This is a genomic window from Flavobacterium fluviale (assembly GCF_003312915.1).
GTDB classification, from domain to species: Bacteria; Bacteroidota; Bacteroidia; order Flavobacteriales; family Flavobacteriaceae; genus Flavobacterium; species Flavobacterium fluviale.
This window is the reverse complement of the sequence record NZ_CP030261.1, coordinates 1,193,576-1,211,036: the sequence shown is the minus strand read 5'-3', so window position 1 is coordinate 1,211,036 and position 17,461 is coordinate 1,193,576. Positions and strand designations below refer to the sequence as shown.

At 32.5% G+C, this 17,461-nt stretch carries 21 protein-coding genes; 14 read left to right on the top strand and 7 right to left on the bottom strand.

Annotation, left to right across the window (positions count from 1 at the left end; translation table 11 throughout):
• Nucleotides 1-56 precede the first annotated feature (56 nt).
• Both HYN86_RS05490 and HYN86_RS05485 read right to left on the bottom strand, forming a co-directional pair.
• Entirely contained in the window at nt 57-914 is an 858-nt protein-coding gene (locus HYN86_RS05490) for an MBL fold metallo-hydrolase (RefSeq protein ID WP_113677132.1), read from the bottom strand.
• Nucleotides 915-986: 72 nt separating this feature from the next.
• On the bottom strand, nt 987-1,901 hold the full coding sequence (locus HYN86_RS05485) for a hypothetical protein (protein ID WP_113677131.1): 915 nt from the start codon (nt 1,899-1,901) through the stop codon (nt 987-989).
• Between the two features lie 333 nt (nt 1,902-2,234).
• Between HYN86_RS05485 and HYN86_RS05480 the strand changes: the two genes are divergently transcribed.
• The 7 genes from HYN86_RS05480 (at nt 2,235) to sufD (ending at nt 7,222) form a co-directional block, all read left to right on the top strand.
• Nucleotides 2,235-2,564, top strand: coding sequence for a HesB/IscA family protein (locus HYN86_RS05480; protein ID WP_068841559.1), 330 nt, complete (start codon nt 2,235-2,237; stop codon nt 2,562-2,564).
• 97 nt (nt 2,565-2,661) lie between these two features.
• Nucleotides 2,662-4,110, top strand: coding sequence for a Fe-S cluster assembly protein SufB (sufB, locus tag HYN86_RS05475; RefSeq protein ID WP_071635885.1), 1,449 nt, complete (start codon nt 2,662-2,664; stop codon nt 4,108-4,110).
• Between the two features lie 15 nt (nt 4,111-4,125).
• Nucleotides 4,126-4,323 carry a DUF2683 family protein gene (locus HYN86_RS05470; RefSeq protein WP_113677130.1) on the top strand — a complete coding sequence of 66 codons (198 nt, stop codon included), beginning with the start codon at nt 4,126-4,128 and terminating at the stop codon, nt 4,321-4,323.
• Entirely contained in the window at nt 4,314-4,586 is a 273-nt protein-coding gene (locus HYN86_RS05465; RefSeq protein WP_113677129.1) for a Txe/YoeB family addiction module toxin, read from the top strand. The genes HYN86_RS05470 and HYN86_RS05465 overlap by 10 nt, the downstream gene beginning before the upstream one ends.
• A gap of 6 nt (nt 4,587-4,592) precedes the next feature.
• Nucleotides 4,593-5,081: a flavodoxin family protein gene (locus HYN86_RS05460; protein ID WP_113677128.1), complete on the top strand. Its 489-nt coding sequence runs from the start codon at nt 4,593-4,595 to the stop codon at nt 5,079-5,081.
• 11 nt (nt 5,082-5,092) lie between these two features.
• Nucleotides 5,093-5,839 carry a Fe-S cluster assembly ATPase SufC gene (gene sufC / locus HYN86_RS05455; RefSeq protein ID WP_113677127.1) on the top strand — a complete coding sequence of 249 codons (747 nt, stop codon included), beginning with the start codon at nt 5,093-5,095 and terminating at the stop codon, nt 5,837-5,839.
• Nucleotides 5,840-5,905: 66 nt separating this feature from the next.
• Entirely contained in the window at nt 5,906-7,222 is a 1,317-nt protein-coding gene (gene sufD / locus HYN86_RS05450; protein ID WP_113677126.1) for a Fe-S cluster assembly protein SufD, read from the top strand.
• A gap of 105 nt (nt 7,223-7,327) precedes the next feature.
• Here the strand turns inward: sufD and HYN86_RS20955 are convergent, their stop codons facing one another.
• Both HYN86_RS20955 and HYN86_RS05445 read right to left on the bottom strand, forming a co-directional pair.
• Nucleotides 7,328-7,504 carry a hypothetical protein gene (locus tag HYN86_RS20955; RefSeq protein WP_162789298.1) on the bottom strand — a complete coding sequence of 59 codons (177 nt, stop codon included), beginning with the start codon at nt 7,502-7,504 and terminating at the stop codon, nt 7,328-7,330.
• A gap of 9 nt (nt 7,505-7,513) precedes the next feature.
• Nucleotides 7,514-8,863, bottom strand: coding sequence for a serine hydrolase domain-containing protein (locus HYN86_RS05445; protein ID WP_113677125.1), 1,350 nt, complete (start codon nt 8,861-8,863; stop codon nt 7,514-7,516).
• A gap of 217 nt (nt 8,864-9,080) precedes the next feature.
• Between HYN86_RS05445 and HYN86_RS05440 the strand changes: the two genes are divergently transcribed.
• The 7 genes from HYN86_RS05440 to HYN86_RS05410 all read left to right on the top strand — a co-directional run bounded on the left by HYN86_RS05440 (nt 9,081) and on the right by HYN86_RS05410 (nt 13,781).
• Entirely contained in the window at nt 9,081-10,295 is a 1,215-nt protein-coding gene (locus HYN86_RS05440; RefSeq protein ID WP_113677124.1) for an aminotransferase class V-fold PLP-dependent enzyme, read from the top strand.
• A gap of 13 nt (nt 10,296-10,308) precedes the next feature.
• A complete protein-coding gene (locus HYN86_RS05435) occupies nt 10,309-10,734 on the top strand; it encodes a hypothetical protein (RefSeq protein ID WP_205334632.1) in 426 nt (141 codons plus the stop codon).
• Nucleotides 10,735-10,736: 2 nt separating this feature from the next.
• Nucleotides 10,737-11,162, top strand: a complete 426-nt coding sequence (locus HYN86_RS05430) for a SufE family protein (protein WP_113677122.1) — start codon at nt 10,737-10,739, stop codon at nt 11,160-11,162.
• Between the two features lie 183 nt (nt 11,163-11,345).
• On the top strand, nt 11,346-11,753 hold the full coding sequence (locus HYN86_RS05425; protein WP_317048546.1) for a GxxExxY protein: 408 nt from the start codon (nt 11,346-11,348) through the stop codon (nt 11,751-11,753).
• Nucleotides 11,754-11,838: 85 nt separating this feature from the next.
• Nucleotides 11,839-12,162 (top strand): SUF system Fe-S cluster assembly protein, encoded by a 324-nt coding sequence (locus HYN86_RS05420; RefSeq protein WP_025570977.1) that lies wholly within the window; start codon nt 11,839-11,841, stop codon nt 12,160-12,162.
• Between the two features lie 81 nt (nt 12,163-12,243).
• Nucleotides 12,244-12,753 carry a DUF2480 family protein gene (locus HYN86_RS05415; RefSeq protein WP_113677120.1) on the top strand — a complete coding sequence of 170 codons (510 nt, stop codon included), beginning with the start codon at nt 12,244-12,246 and terminating at the stop codon, nt 12,751-12,753.
• A 77-nt stretch (nt 12,754-12,830) separates the two neighbouring features.
• Complete coding sequence (locus HYN86_RS05410) at nt 12,831-13,781, top strand: DUF3078 domain-containing protein (protein WP_113677119.1); 951 nt, start codon at nt 12,831-12,833, stop codon at nt 13,779-13,781.
• A 168-nt stretch (nt 13,782-13,949) separates the two neighbouring features.
• Here the strand turns inward: HYN86_RS05410 and hflX are convergent, their stop codons facing one another.
• The 3 genes from hflX to HYN86_RS05395 all read right to left on the bottom strand — a co-directional run bounded on the left by hflX (nt 13,950) and on the right by HYN86_RS05395 (nt 17,461).
• On the bottom strand, nt 13,950-15,191 hold the full coding sequence (hflX, locus tag HYN86_RS05405) for a GTPase HflX (RefSeq protein ID WP_113677118.1): 1,242 nt from the start codon (nt 15,189-15,191) through the stop codon (nt 13,950-13,952).
• 171 nt (nt 15,192-15,362) lie between these two features.
• Nucleotides 15,363-16,226 (bottom strand): hypothetical protein, encoded by an 864-nt coding sequence (locus HYN86_RS05400; protein ID WP_113677117.1) that lies wholly within the window; start codon nt 16,224-16,226, stop codon nt 15,363-15,365.
• Nucleotides 16,227-16,477: 251 nt separating this feature from the next.
• On the bottom strand, nt 16,478-17,461 hold the full coding sequence (locus tag HYN86_RS05395) for a hypothetical protein (protein ID WP_113677116.1): 984 nt from the start codon (nt 17,459-17,461) through the stop codon (nt 16,478-16,480).

Sequence of the window (17,461 nt, the reverse complement as noted above, 5' to 3'; positions counted from 1 at the left end):
AAAATCCCGTTTTCAGAATGTTGAAAACGGGATTTTTTTATCTTTTGAATTATACTTTAAAGAATCTCTTCGCAGGTAAAAACCTCTTTTAAGCGAACACCTTTTTCAGTATGCTCCACCGTTATTATTTGGTTATGAGCATCGTGTTCCAAAAACAAATAATGATTTTGATCTGCAGCCCAATTCAAGAATTTTGATTTTTCTGGCATTGTTAATAAAGGTCTAGTATCATACCCCATAACGTATGGCAGCGGAATATGTCCGGCCGTTGCTAATAAATCCGCGCAAAAAACGATCGTTTTATCTTGGTATTTGATGTACGGAATCATTTGTTTTTCGGTGTGGCCGTCTACGTAGAAAATTTCGAAATTCATTTCTTTTGAAAAGCCAAAATCGTTTTCTGGTCTTTCAATAAAATTCAATTGTCCGCTCTCCTGCATTGGTAGAATATTTTCAGAAAGAAAAGAAGCTTTTTCTCTTGGATTGGGTTTTGTAGCCCATTCCCAATGATTTTCGTTGGTCCAATACTTTGCATTTTTAAAAGCTGGTATATATCCCGTTTTATCCGAATTCCATTGAACGCTTCCGCCGCAATGATCAAAATGAAGATGTGTCATAAAAACATCAGTAATATCATCTCGATTAAAACCATATTTGGCTAAAGATTTATCTATAGAATGAGATCCCCAAAGCGAATAATACCCGAAAAACTTTTCAGACTGCTTATCGCCCATTCCCGTATCAATCAAAATAAGACGATTTCCGTCTTCAATCAATAAACAGCGCGCGGCAATATCAATAAGATTATTAGAATCGGCAGGATTTGTTTTGTTCCAAATTGTCTTTGGCACAACACCAAACATAGCACCTCCGTCTAATTTAAAATTTCCAGATTCGATTGGGTAAAGTTTCATGAGTTTGATTTTGTAAAAGAACAAAGCTAGCAAATACAAACTCCTTTTGCTACAATTTATTTTTAAAAAAGCTTATTCTAAAGTAATCGAAGCGCTTCCCATTATTTCCTGCTTGTCGAAAAAATTGACAAAATAGGTTCCTTTTTTAAACTGGTCATTTAAAATTCCGTAGACATTTACCGACTTACCTTGAAAATCTGTACTCACAATAAAACTATATACGAGAGCCTTATCATTTCCAAATTCAATCAATTTATTATCACCCAAAACATTATTCTTTTGGTCTAGCACCTGAACATAAAAAATTCTTCTTCCAGTTTTTGCAACAGCATTTCCGTTAACCGTAAAAATAGCTTTAAGTTTTTTTGTATTCTTTGCTTTCGTCGTTTCGAGTTCTGCTCCAGAACTTTTTTCACGAAGTGCAATTACTTTAAAATTGCTTAGAGAAAGTTTTGATGCATCTTTTAAAGTAGACTCTAATTTCTTTTGTTTAGAAATAAGTGTGTCATTTTCGGCTTTTTGATTGTACATCACAACATTCTGACTTTCAATTTCTGTCAATAAATTTTTATTCTGAGATTTCAGTTTCTTAATTTCCACTACTTTTCCTTCTAAGGAAGAATTCATATCTGAAAGTTGATTTCTAAAAATTTTAATTTGAGCAGCAGATGGATTTTGAGAAGCCTTAATAATTTCCATCAAATTCTCAACATTCTTACGCTCGAGTTCCAACTCTTGCGATAGCGCTGTTTTTTCTAAAATAGCAATATCGTATGCCGCTTTTAGTGTATTTAAGGAATCTAAAATATTTTTTTGTTCGCTGTTTTCTTTATTCACAAATGAAATTTTGGAAGTATTTTCTTTTTCAACCTGATTTTCATTTTCAGAAGACTCACTGCTAAAAACCAGCACCGCAGCACCTAATCCAAAAACAAAAAATATTGCAAAAAAGATTTTTACCCAATTATTCTTATGTTGTTTTTTCATAATTACTCACAATTTATTGCAAAAGTACCAATAAAGCATGTTTTGAAATTGAGTATAAATACTTGTTTTTTAACATTTACAGCTTATAAATTCAATTTAAGATCTTAAAAATGCTTTATTCGAATTTTAGTCCTCTTTTTTGAGGTTGATTTTATCAAAATAACTAATATCTATTTTCACATTTGTTATAATAATGTGAACCGTTATGGAAAAAGGTTTTTAAGTCGTATCTTTGCAGATAATTTCTATTTAACATTGAAAATTAGCGCTTTAAATCTGTAATAAATTAATTACAGACCAGAAATGCTTATTAAAAACAAACATCTAAGAACAATGATAAAAGTTTCTGATACTGCCAAAAAGAAAATCATCGACTTGATGACTGACGATGGTTTTGACGCCGCAAGCGACTACGTGAGAGTAGGCGTGAAAAGCGGTGGATGCTCTGGCTTGTCTTATGATTTAAAATTTGACAAAACCAAAGGAGATGACGACAAAATATTCGTAGACAATGATATCCAAATTGCTGTTGAAAAAAAATCATTCCTATATTTAGCTGGAACAATTTTAGAATTTTCTGGCGGATTAAACGGAAAAGGATTTGTTTTCAATAATCCAAATGCAAGCAGAACTTGCGGATGCGGGGAATCATTTTCTCTATAAAAACAATTAAATAATTGCAAAATTTAAAGATTTCAAGATTACGGAAGTGATTTTAATATTTAAATCCTTCAATTTTAAATCTTTCAATAAAAACACAATGAGCAAATACACCGAAGACGATTTAAAAATCGAACTGGAAACAAAAGAATATGAGTACGGATTTTATACCAATATAGAATCTGAGACTTTTCCTATTGGCTTAAACGAAGAGATTGTTAGAGCTATTTCGCTTAAAAAAGAAGAACCTGAATGGATGACCGAATGGCGCATCGAGGCTTTCCGTGCTTGGAAAGAAATGATCGAGCCAGAATGGGCAAACGTAAATTACGAAAAACCAGATTTTCAGGCAATTTCTTATTACTCAGCTCCAAAACAAGTAGATCCTAATAAAACGTTGGATGATGTTGATCCAGAACTTTTAGAGATGTACAAAAAGTTAGGAATTTCTGTTGATGAACAAAAAATGATGAACAATGTCGCTATGGATATTGTGGTCGATTCTGTTTCTGTAGCAACAACTTTCAAGAAAACTTTGGCTGAAAAAGGAATTATTTTCTGTCCTATTTCTGAAGCTATTAAAGAACATCCTGAATTAGTAAAAAAATATTTAGGAACTGTTGTACCTCAAAAAGACAACTTCTATGCAGCATTAAACTCAGCAGTTTTCTCTGACGGAAGTTTCTGTTATATTCCAAAAGGCGTTCGCTGCCCAATGGAACTTTCTACTTATTTCAGAATCAACCAAGCAGGAACAGGACAATTCGAAAGAACGCTTGTCATTGCAGATGAAGGAAGTTACGTTTCTTATCTTGAAGGATGTACAGCTCCAAGCCGTGATGAAAACCAATTACACGCTGCTGTTGTTGAATTAATCGCTTTGGATGATGCTGAAATTAAATATTCTACTGTTCAAAACTGGTTCCCTGGAAACAAAGAAGGAAAAGGCGGGGTTTACAACTTCGTAACCAAAAGAGGTTTATGCGAAACAAACGCTAAAATTTCTTGGACGCAAGTTGAGACAGGTTCTGCTGTAACTTGGAAATATCCTTCTTGCGTATTAAAAGGAGATAATTCAGTAGGAGAATTTTATTCTATCGCCGTTACCAATAATTACCAACAAGCAGATACGGGAACTAAAATGATCCATTTAGGTAAAAACACTAAATCGACTATTATTTCTAAAGGTATTTCGGCTGGAAAATCACAAAACAGTTACCGTGGTTTAGTGCAAATCTCTCCAAGAGCAGAGAATGCAAGAAACTTTTCTCAATGTGACTCATTGCTAATGGGTAACAATTGTGGTGCACATACTTTCCCATATATCGAAAGTAAAAATCCATCGGCAAAAATCGAGCACGAAGCTACTACAAGTAAAATTGGAGAAGATCAGGTTTTTTACTGCAACCAAAGAGGTATTCCAACTGAAAAAGCGATTGCCTTAATTGTAAACGGTTTCAGTAAAGATGTATTGAATAAACTTCCGATGGAATTTGCTGTTGAAGCTCAAAAATTATTAGAGATTTCTTTAGAAGGATCTGTGGGATAAAAAAAACAAATCGATATGGACATCATCTTAAAAAATGTAAAGAAAAAAGATTTCCCAGTCTTTCAATCACTGGCAAAATCTCTTGGTTTTGAAATTGTTGAAGAAAATGAAAAACCATATAATCCTGAATTTGTAAAAGAAATCTTAGATGCTGAACAGAGTATAAAAGACGGGAAAGGAGTTAAAATAAAATTAGAAGATTTGTGGAAGTAATTTATTCTGAAAAAGCTCAAAAAGACAGAGAGTATTGGAAAAAATCTGGCAATAAAGCAATTATGAATAAGATTACTGCCTTGATTGAAGACATACAACTTCATCCTTTTGAAGGTATCGGAAAACCTGAACCTTTAAAATATGAATTGTCAGGAAAATGGTCTAGAAGAATAAATCAAGAACACCGGATAATCTATAAGGTTACAGAAGAAGAGACAATCGAGATATTAGATATTCTTTCTTTGAAAGGGCATTACGAATAAATATTAATGGAAAATAAAAAAGTCATCATTTTAGGTTCTTCAAGAAAAAATGGAAACACAACCAAAATTGTGGATGGAATTTCAAAAGAACATAACATTGATGTCGTTAATTTAAGTGATTATAATATTTCATATTATGATTACGAAAGCAAAAATATAGACGATGATTTTTTACCTCTTACAAGAGGAATTATCGAAAAATACGATACCTTAATTTTTGCAACGCCCATTTATTGGTACAATATGAGCGGAATTATGAAGGTCTTTTTCGATAGGATTTCAGATTTAATCCGAATTGAAAAAGAAACTGGAAGAAAACTGAGAGGAAAGAAAATCGGAGTGATATCCAATTCGCACGATAATGAAACTGACGAAAGTTTTTATATTCCGTTTCAAAAATCAGCCGATTATTTAGGTATGGAATATTTAGGACACGCGCATTTTAATGCCAACATCCTAAACCAACAAACAAAAATAGAATTGACATTTATATAAAATAAAAAACAATGTTATCAATAAAAAACCTTCACGCCTCAATTGGTGATAAAGAAATCCTTAAAGGAATTAATATAGAAGTTAAAGCTGGAGAAGTTCACGCTATTATGGGACCAAACGGTTCTGGAAAAAGTACACTTTCTGCTGTTATTGCAGGAAACGAAAACTACGAAGTTACAGACGGAGAAGTTATTCTTGATGGAGAAGATCTTGCTGATTTAGCTCCTGAAGAAAGAGCTCACAAAGGAGTTTTCCTTTCTTTTCAATATCCTGTAGAAATTCCTGGAGTAAGTGTAACAAACTTCATGAAAACTGCAATCAACGAAACTCGTAAAGCAAACGGTCAGGAAGAAATGCCGGCAAACGAAATGTTGAAAGTAATTCGTGAGAAATCTGAATTACTAGAAATCGACCGTAAATTTTTATCTCGTTCTTTAAACGAAGGTTTTTCTGGAGGAGAGAAAAAAAGAAACGAGATTTTCCAAATGGCAATGTTAGAGCCAAAATTGGCTATTCTTGACGAAACCGATTCTGGTCTTGATATCGATGCTTTAAGAATTGTGGCTAACGGAGTTAACAAATTAAAAAGCGAGAAAAACGCAATTATCGTTATCACCCACTACCAACGTTTATTAGATTATATCGTTCCAGATTTCGTTCACGTTTTGTACAACGGAAGAATCGTAAAATCTGGCGGAAAAGAATTGGCTTACGAACTGGAAGAAAAAGGATACGACTGGATTAAGGCAGAAAACTAGTTTACAGTTACAGTTTACAGTTTGCAAAAACTCATAACTCATAACTCATAACTTACAACTAAGAAAATGGATTTAAAAGAAAAATTAGTATCGTCTTTTATGGCTTTTGAAGAGCGTGTCGATGTACATTCAGACTTACACGATATACGCACAAATGCTTTAAAAAACTTCGAAAATAAAGGTTTCCCAACCAAAAAAGAAGAAGCTTGGAAATATACATCGCTAAATGCCATCTTAAAAAATGACTTTACGGTTTTTCCTAAGCAGGAAAATGCAATCGAATTTAATCAGGTCAAAAAATACTTTTTACACGAAATCGACACTTATAAATTAGTGTTTATTGATGGTGTTTTTAGTTCGCATTTATCTTCTACAACTCATGACGGAATCGATGTTTGTTTGATGTCATCGGCATTAACCAAACCAAAATACAAAATGGTTATTGATACCTACTTTAATCAAATTGCAAGTAAAGATGACAGCTTGACTTCATTGAACACTGCTTTTGCAATTGAAGGAGCTTTTATCAATATTCCGAAGAAAAAAGTAGCCGACAAACCAATTGAGATTATGTATTTCTCAACAGGAAATGAAGCTGCGTTAATGGTTCAGCCAAGAAATTTAGTTATTGTGGGTGAAAATTCACATGTTCAAATTATCGAACGTCACCAAAGTTTGAATGAAAATCCAGTTTTAACAAACTCTGTTACTGAGATTTTTGCTCAAAAACGTGCGATTGTTGATTATTACAAAATTCAAAACGACAACAGTGAAGCTAACTTAGTTGACAACACTTATGTTTCGCAGCAACAAGAAAGTCACGCTTCTGTTCATACATTTTCGTTTGGTGGAAATTTAACTCGTAACAACTTAAACTTTTACCATTTTGGAGAAAGATTGACAAGTACGCTTAACGGAATTTCTATCTTAAACGACAAACAACACGTTGACCATTATACTTTGGTAAACCACGCAACGCCAAACTGCGAAAGTTTCCAAGATTATAAAGGAATTTTCTCTGATCGCTCAACAGGAGTTTTCAACGGAAAAGTTTTGGTAGAAAAAGAAGCTCAAAAAACAAATGCTTTCCAAAAAAGCAACAACATTTTATTGAGCGACAAAGCAACTATCAATGCAAAACCACAATTAGAGATTTTTGCAGATGACGTAAAATGTTCTCACGGATGTACAGTGGGACAATTAGATGAAACAGCAATGTTCTACATGCAGTCTCGTGGAATCCCTAAAAAAGAAGCTAAAGCTTTATTGATGTACGCATTTTCAAATGCCGTTATCGAAAGCATCAAAATACCAGAATTAAAACAAAGAATTACTAAAATCATTGCTATGAAATTAGGAGTGAATTTAGGATTTGATTTGTAGTCAGGTTTTACCGCAAAGACACAAAGGTTACGCAAAGTTCGCAAAGGTTTATTACAAAACTTTGCGAACTTTGCGCTTTTTACTTAGCGTCTTTGCGGTTAATTTTTAATCTCTTACTGTTAAAATAAACATTATAATTCCAATCAAAAACAATACAATACCTCCTAAAAAACAAATTGTATTTATTATCGAATAACCTAGATTAGTAGAATAACCTAAGCCGATTGAGAACCAACCTCCAATTATCATTAAAACCGATTGTAAAACTTTGTTTTTTATCATAACTATTGTTTACTTCTTCACACTATCAATTATCCCCTTCAAAAACCCATTAAAATCAAAATTTTTATCACCTTCTCTCACTCCCATTCTCACAATCACCATATCCAGAGACGGAATAATTGCCACCATCTGCCCCTGATATCCGCTGCAATAAAACATGTCACGAGGAACGTCTGGGAATTTCCCCCCCGCATTTAACCAAAACTGCGCTCCGTATTTACCCTCAGAAGTATTCGTTGGAGTTGCAGTATATTTTACCCAGCTTTCGTCAAGGATTTGTTCGCCGTTCCAGTTTCCTTTTCTTAGATATAATAATCCAAATTTTGACCAGTCACGCGGTGTTGCCCATCCGTAAGACGAGCCTACGAAAGTTCCGCTCATATCCTGCTCTACAATCATCGAGTTCATTCCGATTTTGTCGATTACAGCTCTGTACCAAAAATCAAGATATTCTTGCTGTGTTTTAAATTGTCTTCTTAAAATCAGGGATAATAGATTGGTTGTTCCAGAAGAATAATTCCAATGAGTATTGGGTTTAAATTGAGCTGGTTTATCCAACTGCACTTTCCCCATATCTTCCGCCTGAAAAAGCATTTTTGTAGCATCACAGATTGTGCTGTAATTTTCCTCCCATTCTAAACCAGAATTCATGTGAAGCAAATCGTTAAGCGTAATATTTTTGCGTTCATCATTTTGCCATTCTTTAACTGGCGCCGGTTTGTAAATATCGATTTTACCTTGTTTTGCCAAAACTCCAAAAGCCGAACTTGTAATGCTTTTCGTCATTGACCAGCCTAAAATTTTACTGTCTTTATTAAATCCTGTATCATATTTCTCGGCAATTAATTTGTCTTTATATAAAACTACAACGGCGCGGGTTCTTTTTGTTCCGCCACTAGGTTTATCAAAAGCATTATCAACCGCTTTTTTTAATTTGGAATAATCAACATTCGAAAATGCGGTATCTTTTGGCTCCTGATTTCCGTATGGAAAAGGAAGATTATTTTCTAGCTTTGTTCTTTTTGGAAGCAGATAAGGTTTCGAAATATCAAAATCATCATTAATCAAAACAGCACCTAAACCTTCTCTGTAAATCGCTTTTCTCTCTTTTAACCCATAAACATTTGAAGTTGCAAATTTTCCCGCATCATCAATTGCATTTGTTGCCAAATCAATCATGTCGATATCATTGTCGGTTTTTTCAATTAATTCTTTCGAACGATTATCTATAAAATGTCCTGACGCAATACTCTTGGCAGAAAAACCCGAAATCAAATCTAGTTTTGGATAAGTTGTAAATCCGAAATATAAAAAAGCCAGAACCACTACAAGCAGAAGTACTTTGAGAAATTTTTTCATTGATACGTTATTTTTATTGCAATATAAATAATTTATGGTCACGTTTTTAGGAGTCAAATTATAAATCTGATTCAGATAATTCAGAAAAATCAACTGATTTTTACAGAATCAGCATTTACGCCTTGTAACAATGATGCGATAAAAGGAAATTATAGAATTGCTGTATAAACAAATTTAGTTTTAGTACTTTTGTAAATAGATTTTTTCTAAATAAGACATGCTAGATATTCAAAAAATAAGAGCTGATTTTCCAATTCTTAACCAAAAAGTTAACGGAAAACCTTTAGTATATTTCGACAACGGAGCTACTTCGCAAAAACCACAAGTTGTGATCGATGCGGAAGTAAAATATTATCAGGAAATCAACGCCAATATTCATCGTGGCGTTCACACTTTAAGCCAGTTAGCTACTGACGCTTACGAGGTTTCTCGTGGCAAAGTAAAAGAACATATAAACGCAAAACATGCTCATGAAGTACTTTTTACTTCGGGAACAACTCATGGTATTAATTTAGTAACCAATGGTTTTGCTTCAATTTTAAAACCAGGTGATGAAGTAATTGTTTCGTCATTGGAACATCACAGTAATATTGTGCCTTGGCAGATGTTGTGTGAAAAAACAGGAGCAGTTTTAAAAGTAATTCCAATTAATGAAAACGGAGAATTAATTCTAGAAGAGTTTGATGCTTTGCTTTCTGAGAAAACAAAAGTGGTTACACTTAATCATATTTCAAATGCACTTGGAATCATTAATCCGATCAAATATATTATTGATAAAGCACACAGTTTTGGTGCTGCAGTTTTGATAGACGGCGCTCAGGCTGTTCCACATTTAAAACCAGATGTTCAAGAATTAGATTGTGATTTCTATGCTTTTTCAGGTCATAAAATGTGCGGTCCAACTGGAACTGGAATTTTATACGGAAAAGAAGATTGGTTAAACAAACTTCCTCCTTATCAAGGCGGCGGCGAAATGATCAAAGAAGTTACTTTCGAGAAAACTACTTACGCAGATCTTCCTCATAAATTTGAAGCTGGTACACCAAATATTGCCGGCGGAATTGTTCTTGGAACTGCAATTGATTATTTAAATAACATTGGTTTTGAAAATATTCAGGAATACGAACACGAACTTTTAGAATATGCTACAAAGCGTTTATCTGAAATTGAAGGTTTACGAATCTACGGAACGGGAAAAAACAAAGCATCTGTAGTTTCGTTTAATATTGATGGAATTCATCCATATGATATTGGTTCAATTATCGATAAACTAGGAATTGCCGTTAGAACAGGACATCATTGTGCACAACCAATTATGAGTTTCTTCTGTATTCCTGGAACTATCCGCGCTTCTTTCTCTTTTTATAACACTAAAGAGGAAATTGATTTAATGGTTGACGCTGTTAAGAAAGCGCAAACAATGCTAAGCTAAAAAAAGTAAACCTATGAAAATACTATCATTATTGTTCTTAACGCTTTTTATCGCAACAGGATGCTGCAGCCAAAAAAAAGTAGATATGACATCAACAAAAATTGAATATTCTGCACATTCTAGAGGCTATCATAAAAGTATTGTAGTAGAGAATAAATCGGTTTCGGTTACAAACGGACGCGATGCTGCACCTGTTAAAAGTAATATTGACGATGCAAAATGGAATAAAATTGTTGATGCGTTTTCAAAAGTGAATTTAGAAAGCCTTTCTACATTAAAGGCGCCAACGGATAAACGTACTTATGATGGTGCTGCAATAGGAAATTTAAAAATAATACAAAATCAAAAAACATACGAAACTCCAGGTTTCGACAATGGTTTTCCTCCAAAGGAAATTGAAAAACTAGTAAATTTATTAGTTGATTTTGCTAAAGAATAGTTATGACAATAAAGGAAATACAAAACGAAATAATAGACGAATTCTCAATGTTCGACGACTGGATGCAGCGTTACGAATACATCATTGAGCTCGGAAAAACGCTTCCGCTGATTAAAGAAGAATATAAAACCGATGAGAATTTAATTAAAGGATGCCAGTCGAAAGTTTGGTTACAAGGCGAACAGCAAGACGATAAAATTATTTTCACAGCAGACAGCGATGCTATTTTGACTAAAGGGATAATCGCAATTTTAATTCGTGCTTTCTCGAATCAAAAAGCAAAAGATATTCTAGAAGCTGATGTAGATTTTATTGACGAAATCGGTCTAAAAGAGCATTTATCAGCAACACGTGCTAACGGTTTGGTTTCGATGATAAAGAACATCAAAATGTATGCTTTGGCATTTGATTCAAAAAACAAAAATTAAGATTTAAACCATATAAGTGATATAAGAAAATTTAAGATTTACGCTTGAATTAACTTTGTCTAAAAGCATAAGAAATATAAGTATTCTGTTTAAAAGAACTCATATAACTTGAATGGCTAAAAACAAATAAAGTAAGTTTTATCTTTCTTTTTTATTTGTTATTATTGCTTAAAAAAGTAAATGATGACAAAGAAATATTTGACTGATTTAATTTATCAAGTTAACGGAGCAGCGATTGAAGTTCATAAAAATATTGGAGCAGGACTTTTAGAAAGTATATATCATCAGTGCATGATTAAAAAATTATCACTAAGAGGTATTAATTTTAAATCTGAGTTAGTAATTCCTATTGAATATAAAGGATTACAATTAGAGTCAGATTTAAGATGTGATTTATTCATTGAGAATTGTTTAGTTCTTGAATTAAAAGCTGTTGATCAAATTATACCTGTTCATATTGCAAAACTAATGTCTTATATGAAACTTTTAAAATCACCAATAGGATTAATGATAAATTTTAATGTAACAAATATTTATCACGAAGGTCAGAAAACATATGTCAACGAATTATATCGCTGGCTACAAGATTAAAAACTAACTAAAAATTAAAACATATACTCATAAGCTTATATTTTAAATGAACTTATATCACTTATATGGTGAAAAAACACAAACAATGGAACAAGAAATAGACACAAACGAATTAGGAGAATCAATCGTAAGAATTTTAAAAGGAATTTACGATCCTGAAATCCCTGTAGATATTTACGAATTAGGATTAATTTACGACGTAATGGTAAATACAGATTACGAAGTAAAAATTCTAATGACTTTAACTTCTCCAAACTGCCCAGTTGCAGAAAGCTTACCACGCGAAGTGGAAGAGAAAGTAAAAACAATCGAACACATTAAAGATGTTGAAGTAGAAATTACTTTCGATCCGCCTTGGAGTAAAGATTTAATGAGCGAAGAAGCAAAATTAGAATTAGGAATGCTTTAATTTAGTCATAAAGTCAAAAGTCATAAAGTCTCAAAGTGAAGGACTTTATGACTTTCGACCTTCGACTTTCAGACTAAAAAAATGGAAGAAATTATCAATAAAGTCGCCAATAGTGCTTTAGAAGTTTTTGATTTAGAGGATTATTATCCAAAAGGAATGCGTGTGCAGATTGACATTTCGCAATGGCTTTTGGAAGGATTTTTATTGAAAGAAAAAGACTTTAGAGAGCACCTAAAAAATCATGATTGGTCGCAATATCAAGATCAATATGTTGCTGTACATTGCAGTACAGATGCTATTATTCCTGCTTGGGCATTAATTTTAGTTAGTGTTCATTTGGCTCCTTTTGCCAAAAAAGTAGTCAACGGAACAATCGAAGATCTTGATGCAAGTCTTTACGAAGAAATTTTAAGCAGAATCGATTATTCTGTTTATAAAAGTAAGCCTGTAATTGTAAAAGGCTGTTCTAGAAAACCCGTTCCAATGCGCGCTTATATTTTAGCCACAAATTATTTACAGCCATTTGCTCGCAGTATAATGTATGGTGAGGCGTGTTCTGCAGTACCTCTATATAAAGAATCTAAGAAATAACCTGCAATTACAAGCGATAATTATCTAGTTTCAATTGGTTTTTAGTATATTTGATAATACACTTAAACTAAACAACCATGAGAAAGCTGGCGTTATTACTATGCATTTTAGCGAACTTTGCTATTGTTCAGGCACAAAATTCAGAGAAAGAATTAATTCAGAATACCGAAAAAGCAGTAAAAAAAATCAATGATACTATTGAAGGAGAAGGCTGGAAAGCCAAAGGAACAGTTTCTCTTTTGTTAAACCAATCAAGTTTCAACAACTGGATTGCTGGTGGTGAAGATAGTTTCTCTGGAACTTTAGGAGTAAACTACGACTTCAATTATAAAAAAGACGACGTAACCTGGGATAATAAAATCCTTGCTTCTTACGGACTTTTACAAACTAAAAACACCGACTTCGGAAAAAAGACCGATGACCGTTTAGAGTTTAATTCAATAGTAGGAAAAAGAGCTTTTGGCGAATGGTATTACTCTTTCTTTTTAAACTTTAGAACTCAATTTACAACGGGTTACATTTATGGTCAGGATGCCAATGGAAAAGAAATTAGAACAGAACAAACTAAATTCATGTCTCCTGGATATCTTACCACTGGACCTGGTATTTACTGGTCTAAGGATGAAAATCTGAAAATAAATTTTGCACCGCTTACTTCAAAATTTACTTTTGTAGATAATGCTTATACAAGCGGAATCGATAGATTTACAGGTCTGCCTTACGTAGATGGAGATTATTTTGGTGTTGACGAAGGCAAAACCATGCGCTACGAACTGGGTTTTTATACTTCTGTTTATTATAAACTGGCGATTATGACCAATGTAACTGCAGAAAACACCTTAAATTTATATTCTAATTATTTAGAAGATCCTCAAAATGTTGATATCAACTACTCGCTGAATATCATCATGAAAATTAATAAATTCTTGTCGGCAAATTTTGCTTTCCAAGCTATATATGATGATAACGCTTTCAAAGGACTTCAAACTAGACAAGTTTTTGGTTTAGGAGTTAATTTCGGATTTTAATCTATAACTCTTATTACATTTTACCGCAAAGAGCGCAAAGTTTTTTCAAAGCTTAATTTTATAAAAATAAAAGTTCGCAAAGCTGGATTTTAATTTAGCTTTGCGAACTTTATTTTTTCTGATGTTATACTATAAAAATCTTAGCGCTCTTTGCGGTAAAGATTTTTATTATTCTTCATCCTTTTCTTCTTCTTTCTCAACTGCATCTTTATAATCAGGATACAAAAACTTATTGTATGGGAATCTGGTTATATGAATTTGTCTAACAGCTTCATAAACCGTTTCTCTAAACTCTTCAAAATTCTCTTTTTCTCTTGCTGAAATAAATAGAGCTTTGCCTTCTCCTACATCATTCATCCAAGTTTGTTTCCATTCCTCAAGAGTGTAATGTCTGCGGGTTCTTTCGGTAATTAAATCATCTTCTTCAATAGTAAGATGACGATAAGCATCGATTTTATTAAAAACCATGATTGTTGGCTTGTCATTACTTTTAATTTCCTGCAAAGTTTTATTTACAGATTCAATGTGATCTTCAAAGTCTGGATGCGAAATATCTACAACATGCAAAAGCAAATCTGCTTCACGAACCTCATCCAGTGTACTTTTAAAAGAATCAACTAATTGTGTTGGCAGTTTTCGAATAAAACCAACGGTATCTGAAAGCAAAAATGGTAAGTTTTTAATCACCACTTTTCGAACCGTAGTATCCAACGTTGCAAATAATTTGTTTTCTACAAAAACATCGCTTTTACCAATTGCATTCATCAAAGTTGATTTTCCAACGTTTGTGTAACCGACCAAAGCAACACGAACCATAGCACCGCGATTACTGCGCTGAATGCTCATCTGCTTGTCAATTGTTTTGATTTTATCTTTCAACAACGAAATTCTGTCACGCACAATACGTCTATCGGTTTCGATCTCTGTTTCTCCAGGTCCACGCATACCAATACCACCTTTTTGACGCTCAAGGTGCGTCCATAAACCAGAAAGTCTTGGAAGTAAGTATTGACATTGAGCCAATTCTACCTGAGTTCTTGCGTAAGAAGTTTCAGCTCGCTGTGCAAAAATATCTAGAATTAAATTGGTTCTATCCAGAATTTTACAATCAATAATTCTCGAAATATTTTTTTGCTGTGAAGGCGTTAATTCATCATCAAAAATTACAGTCGATATTTTGTTTTCTTTTACAAAAAGATTGATGTCATCAATTTTACCCGTACCCACAAAAGTCTTGGGATTCGGGCGTTCCATTTTTTGCGAAAAGCGCTTAATCACTTCACCACCCGCGGTAAATGTCAAAAACTCCAATTCGTCTAAATATTCATTTAGTTTTTCTTCACTTTGATTTTGAGTAACAATTCCAACAATTACTGTTCTCTCAAAATTTATAACTTCTTTTTCTAACATAGTCTTGAATAAGGTGCAAATTTAATCATTTGTAAGCTACAATCAATTATACAATTTCGTTTTTAAATTTATATCTAAAACGCTTTACAAACCAAATTATAAAAAAATGGAACTCTGTTAAGATTTACCTCAACAAAATTCCATTTGAAATAGTTTCTAAATTTAAAATATCTATTCGTAAATAAACGTTTTTTCTGTTTTTACAATTCCGTTTTCTTCAATTTGAGAACAAGAAATCGGGAAGTTTAATTTGTTGTATTTGTATTTTCTGCTTACTGCAACTAAAGCTGTAGACGAAGGACTAAAATTCATTTCATTATTGTATGAAATTGATTCAAACGCAAATTCGTCTTCATGATAAGAAATCATCGGTACAATTACTTTATAATTATCACCAAACAAGCTTTGAACAATTAATTGATCAACCGATTTTTTATCATCGTAAGTATAGGTTTTAGAAATTTTATCTCCAACCAATCCTTTGTGTTTAGATACGTTGTCGTTTACATAAATGTATTCAAGTTTTCCAATAATTTGTTTATTTCTATCGCGTGAAGTACGTCTCACAATAATTCCGTTTTCAACAAGATATTCGATATCGTCTACCAAATTTTGGTGATTTGTGCTCTTTTTTGTAGTTACTTTTACCCTTGCGCCTTCATAAACAAATGAAACGACTTTGGTAATATAATTTGGTCCTTCTTGATATTTTTTGACAAACTTGGTAATGTTGTTATCAGCGTCATAAGTATAATTTACGACTTCTTTCCAGTCACTTCCAACTTTGTCCTTCACGGTCATATCCAGTAAACCATTTTTGTTGTAAAAGAAATGCTGCACAACGTCTGAAGTTGTAACAGTTTGAAGTTTACCATCTTTAAAAACTAATGTTTTATTTACAATTTCACCGTCTTTAGAGTTTTGGTAATTTGTCTTTACAATATTAATCTGTTTGATTTTAACAGGGGCGGCGTCCTGACTATGTAATAAACATGGAAAAACCATCATTAAGATGGCAATAAAGTAGGTTTTCATATTGTTTTTGTATTGATTTGGGATGACCAAAATACAAAATTCAATTAAATTTCAGGAATTTGAAATACAAAAACTACAAACTTTTAAATAATGCTTTAAAAATCAACTCTTTAATTTTGCATTTAAAAATTACGTCCTACTTTTCTCCAAATATCTTAATATCATCGATCATAAAAGCGCCGTTTAAAGTTTTGTCTTTTCGAGATCCCATGTATTAAATGCAACAATGAATTAAAAAATCTTAAAAAAATCTATCTCAAAATTTTAAGTTCATCTTCTCCCTCAGGTATATATAAATAATACTTTAGAAAATCTGCTGTTCTATTTTCATCAAATTTTGACCAAAGAGCAGATTTTCCTCTCATTTTAGATTCCAAACTTGCGAGCTCTAGGCATACTAATTTACCGTTACCATAGAATTTGAGTGTATAATTTTCTAATGCCTGAAGTTTATAATCTTCAATGGTAAAAGCTTCTAGATAAGATTCTAAGGTCTCTTGCAATTCTGTTTTGTTATAAAATAAACTCTGACAAGTTTGTTTCTCTTTTAATTCTAAATAAGAAAAATAATCATCTTCTCTTTTTTCATTTATTATGTTCCATTGGTTTTTATAGAAGTCAACCACTTTCTCTTCTAATATTTCTTTTTTCCATTGGCTTAAATCACGGGCTTTATCCAAACTGTTAAATTCATACGGTACAGTAGCATTAAATGTAAAAGTTGCTTCATAATAGTCTTTTCCAGTCGCTCCAAATCTCGTTTTTTCATAACCATCAGCTTCATACGTAGCTAATGGTGTTATGTAAGTGCTAATTTCCTTCCCTTTCAAATCCCTCTTTTTATTATCTGCTTCTGTAATATCAATTTTCATTTCAGTATTATTAACCAAAGTCGGAAGATTCAAAATACCAATTTTACCTACTGGATATAATCTTATAGTTACTTTTTGTGGTCCACTTTTAAAAATATAATCATTAATATCGAGCGTTAAGCCTTGTGATGCCTTTTTAAAATTTTTATTTATCGGAATATCGTTTACCAAAATCTCTGAAAAACACGAATTTTGCACAAATGTTAAAAAATAGATTGGTTCATAGTCATAACGCTTAGTACTATTCATCATGGTTTCGATATAATTTTTGCTCGTTAGATTGCTCATTTGTTTATTCTGATTCTGAGAACAAGCTGAAAAACATAACACAAAGCCAAAAAAAATAAATTTAAAAAATCTCAT

Bases quoted from the DNA above. Each gene is read 5' to 3' on its own strand.
- HYN86_RS05440 (WP_113677124.1), top strand. From the start codon at position 9,081: ATGCTAGATATTCAAAAAATAAGAGCTGATTTTCCAATTCTTAACCAA.
- HYN86_RS05490 (WP_113677132.1), bottom strand. From the start codon at position 914: ATGAAACTTTACCCAATCGAATCTGGAAATTTTAAATTAGACGGAGGT.
- HYN86_RS05425 (WP_317048546.1), top strand. From the start codon at position 11,346: ATGACAAAGAAATATTTGACTGATTTAATTTATCAAGTTAACGGAGCA.
- HYN86_RS20955 (WP_162789298.1), bottom strand. From the start codon at position 7,504: ATGATAAAAAACAAAGTTTTACAATCGGTTTTAATGATAATTGGAGGT.
- HYN86_RS05485 (WP_113677131.1), bottom strand. From the start codon at position 1,901: ATGAAAAAACAACATAAGAATAATTGGGTAAAAATCTTTTTTGCAATA.
- HYN86_RS05395 (WP_113677116.1), bottom strand. From the start codon at position 17,461: ATGAGATTTTTTAAATTTATTTTTTTTGGCTTTGTGTTATGTTTTTCA.
- HYN86_RS05460 (WP_113677128.1), top strand. From the start codon at position 4,593: ATGGAAAATAAAAAAGTCATCATTTTAGGTTCTTCAAGAAAAAATGGA.
- sufB (WP_071635885.1), top strand. From the start codon at position 2,662: ATGAGCAAATACACCGAAGACGATTTAAAAATCGAACTGGAAACAAAA.
- HYN86_RS05430 (WP_113677122.1), top strand. From the start codon at position 10,737: ATGACAATAAAGGAAATACAAAACGAAATAATAGACGAATTCTCAATG.
- hflX (WP_113677118.1), bottom strand. From the start codon at position 15,191: ATGTTAGAAAAAGAAGTTATAAATTTTGAGAGAACAGTAATTGTTGGA.
- HYN86_RS05415 (WP_113677120.1), top strand. From the start codon at position 12,244: ATGGAAGAAATTATCAATAAAGTCGCCAATAGTGCTTTAGAAGTTTTT.
- HYN86_RS05445 (WP_113677125.1), bottom strand. From the start codon at position 8,863: ATGAAAAAATTTCTCAAAGTACTTCTGCTTGTAGTGGTTCTGGCTTTT.
- HYN86_RS05480 (WP_068841559.1), top strand. From the start codon at position 2,235: ATGATAAAAGTTTCTGATACTGCCAAAAAGAAAATCATCGACTTGATG.
- HYN86_RS05435 (WP_205334632.1), top strand. From the start codon at position 10,309: ATGAAAATACTATCATTATTGTTCTTAACGCTTTTTATCGCAACAGGA.
- sufD (WP_113677126.1), top strand. From the start codon at position 5,906: ATGGATTTAAAAGAAAAATTAGTATCGTCTTTTATGGCTTTTGAAGAG.
- HYN86_RS05420 (WP_025570977.1), top strand. From the start codon at position 11,839: ATGGAACAAGAAATAGACACAAACGAATTAGGAGAATCAATCGTAAGA.
- sufC (WP_113677127.1), top strand. From the start codon at position 5,093: ATGTTATCAATAAAAAACCTTCACGCCTCAATTGGTGATAAAGAAATC.
- HYN86_RS05470 (WP_113677130.1), top strand. From the start codon at position 4,126: ATGGACATCATCTTAAAAAATGTAAAGAAAAAAGATTTCCCAGTCTTT.
- HYN86_RS05410 (WP_113677119.1), top strand. From the start codon at position 12,831: ATGAGAAAGCTGGCGTTATTACTATGCATTTTAGCGAACTTTGCTATT.
- HYN86_RS05400 (WP_113677117.1), bottom strand. From the start codon at position 16,226: ATGAAAACCTACTTTATTGCCATCTTAATGATGGTTTTTCCATGTTTA.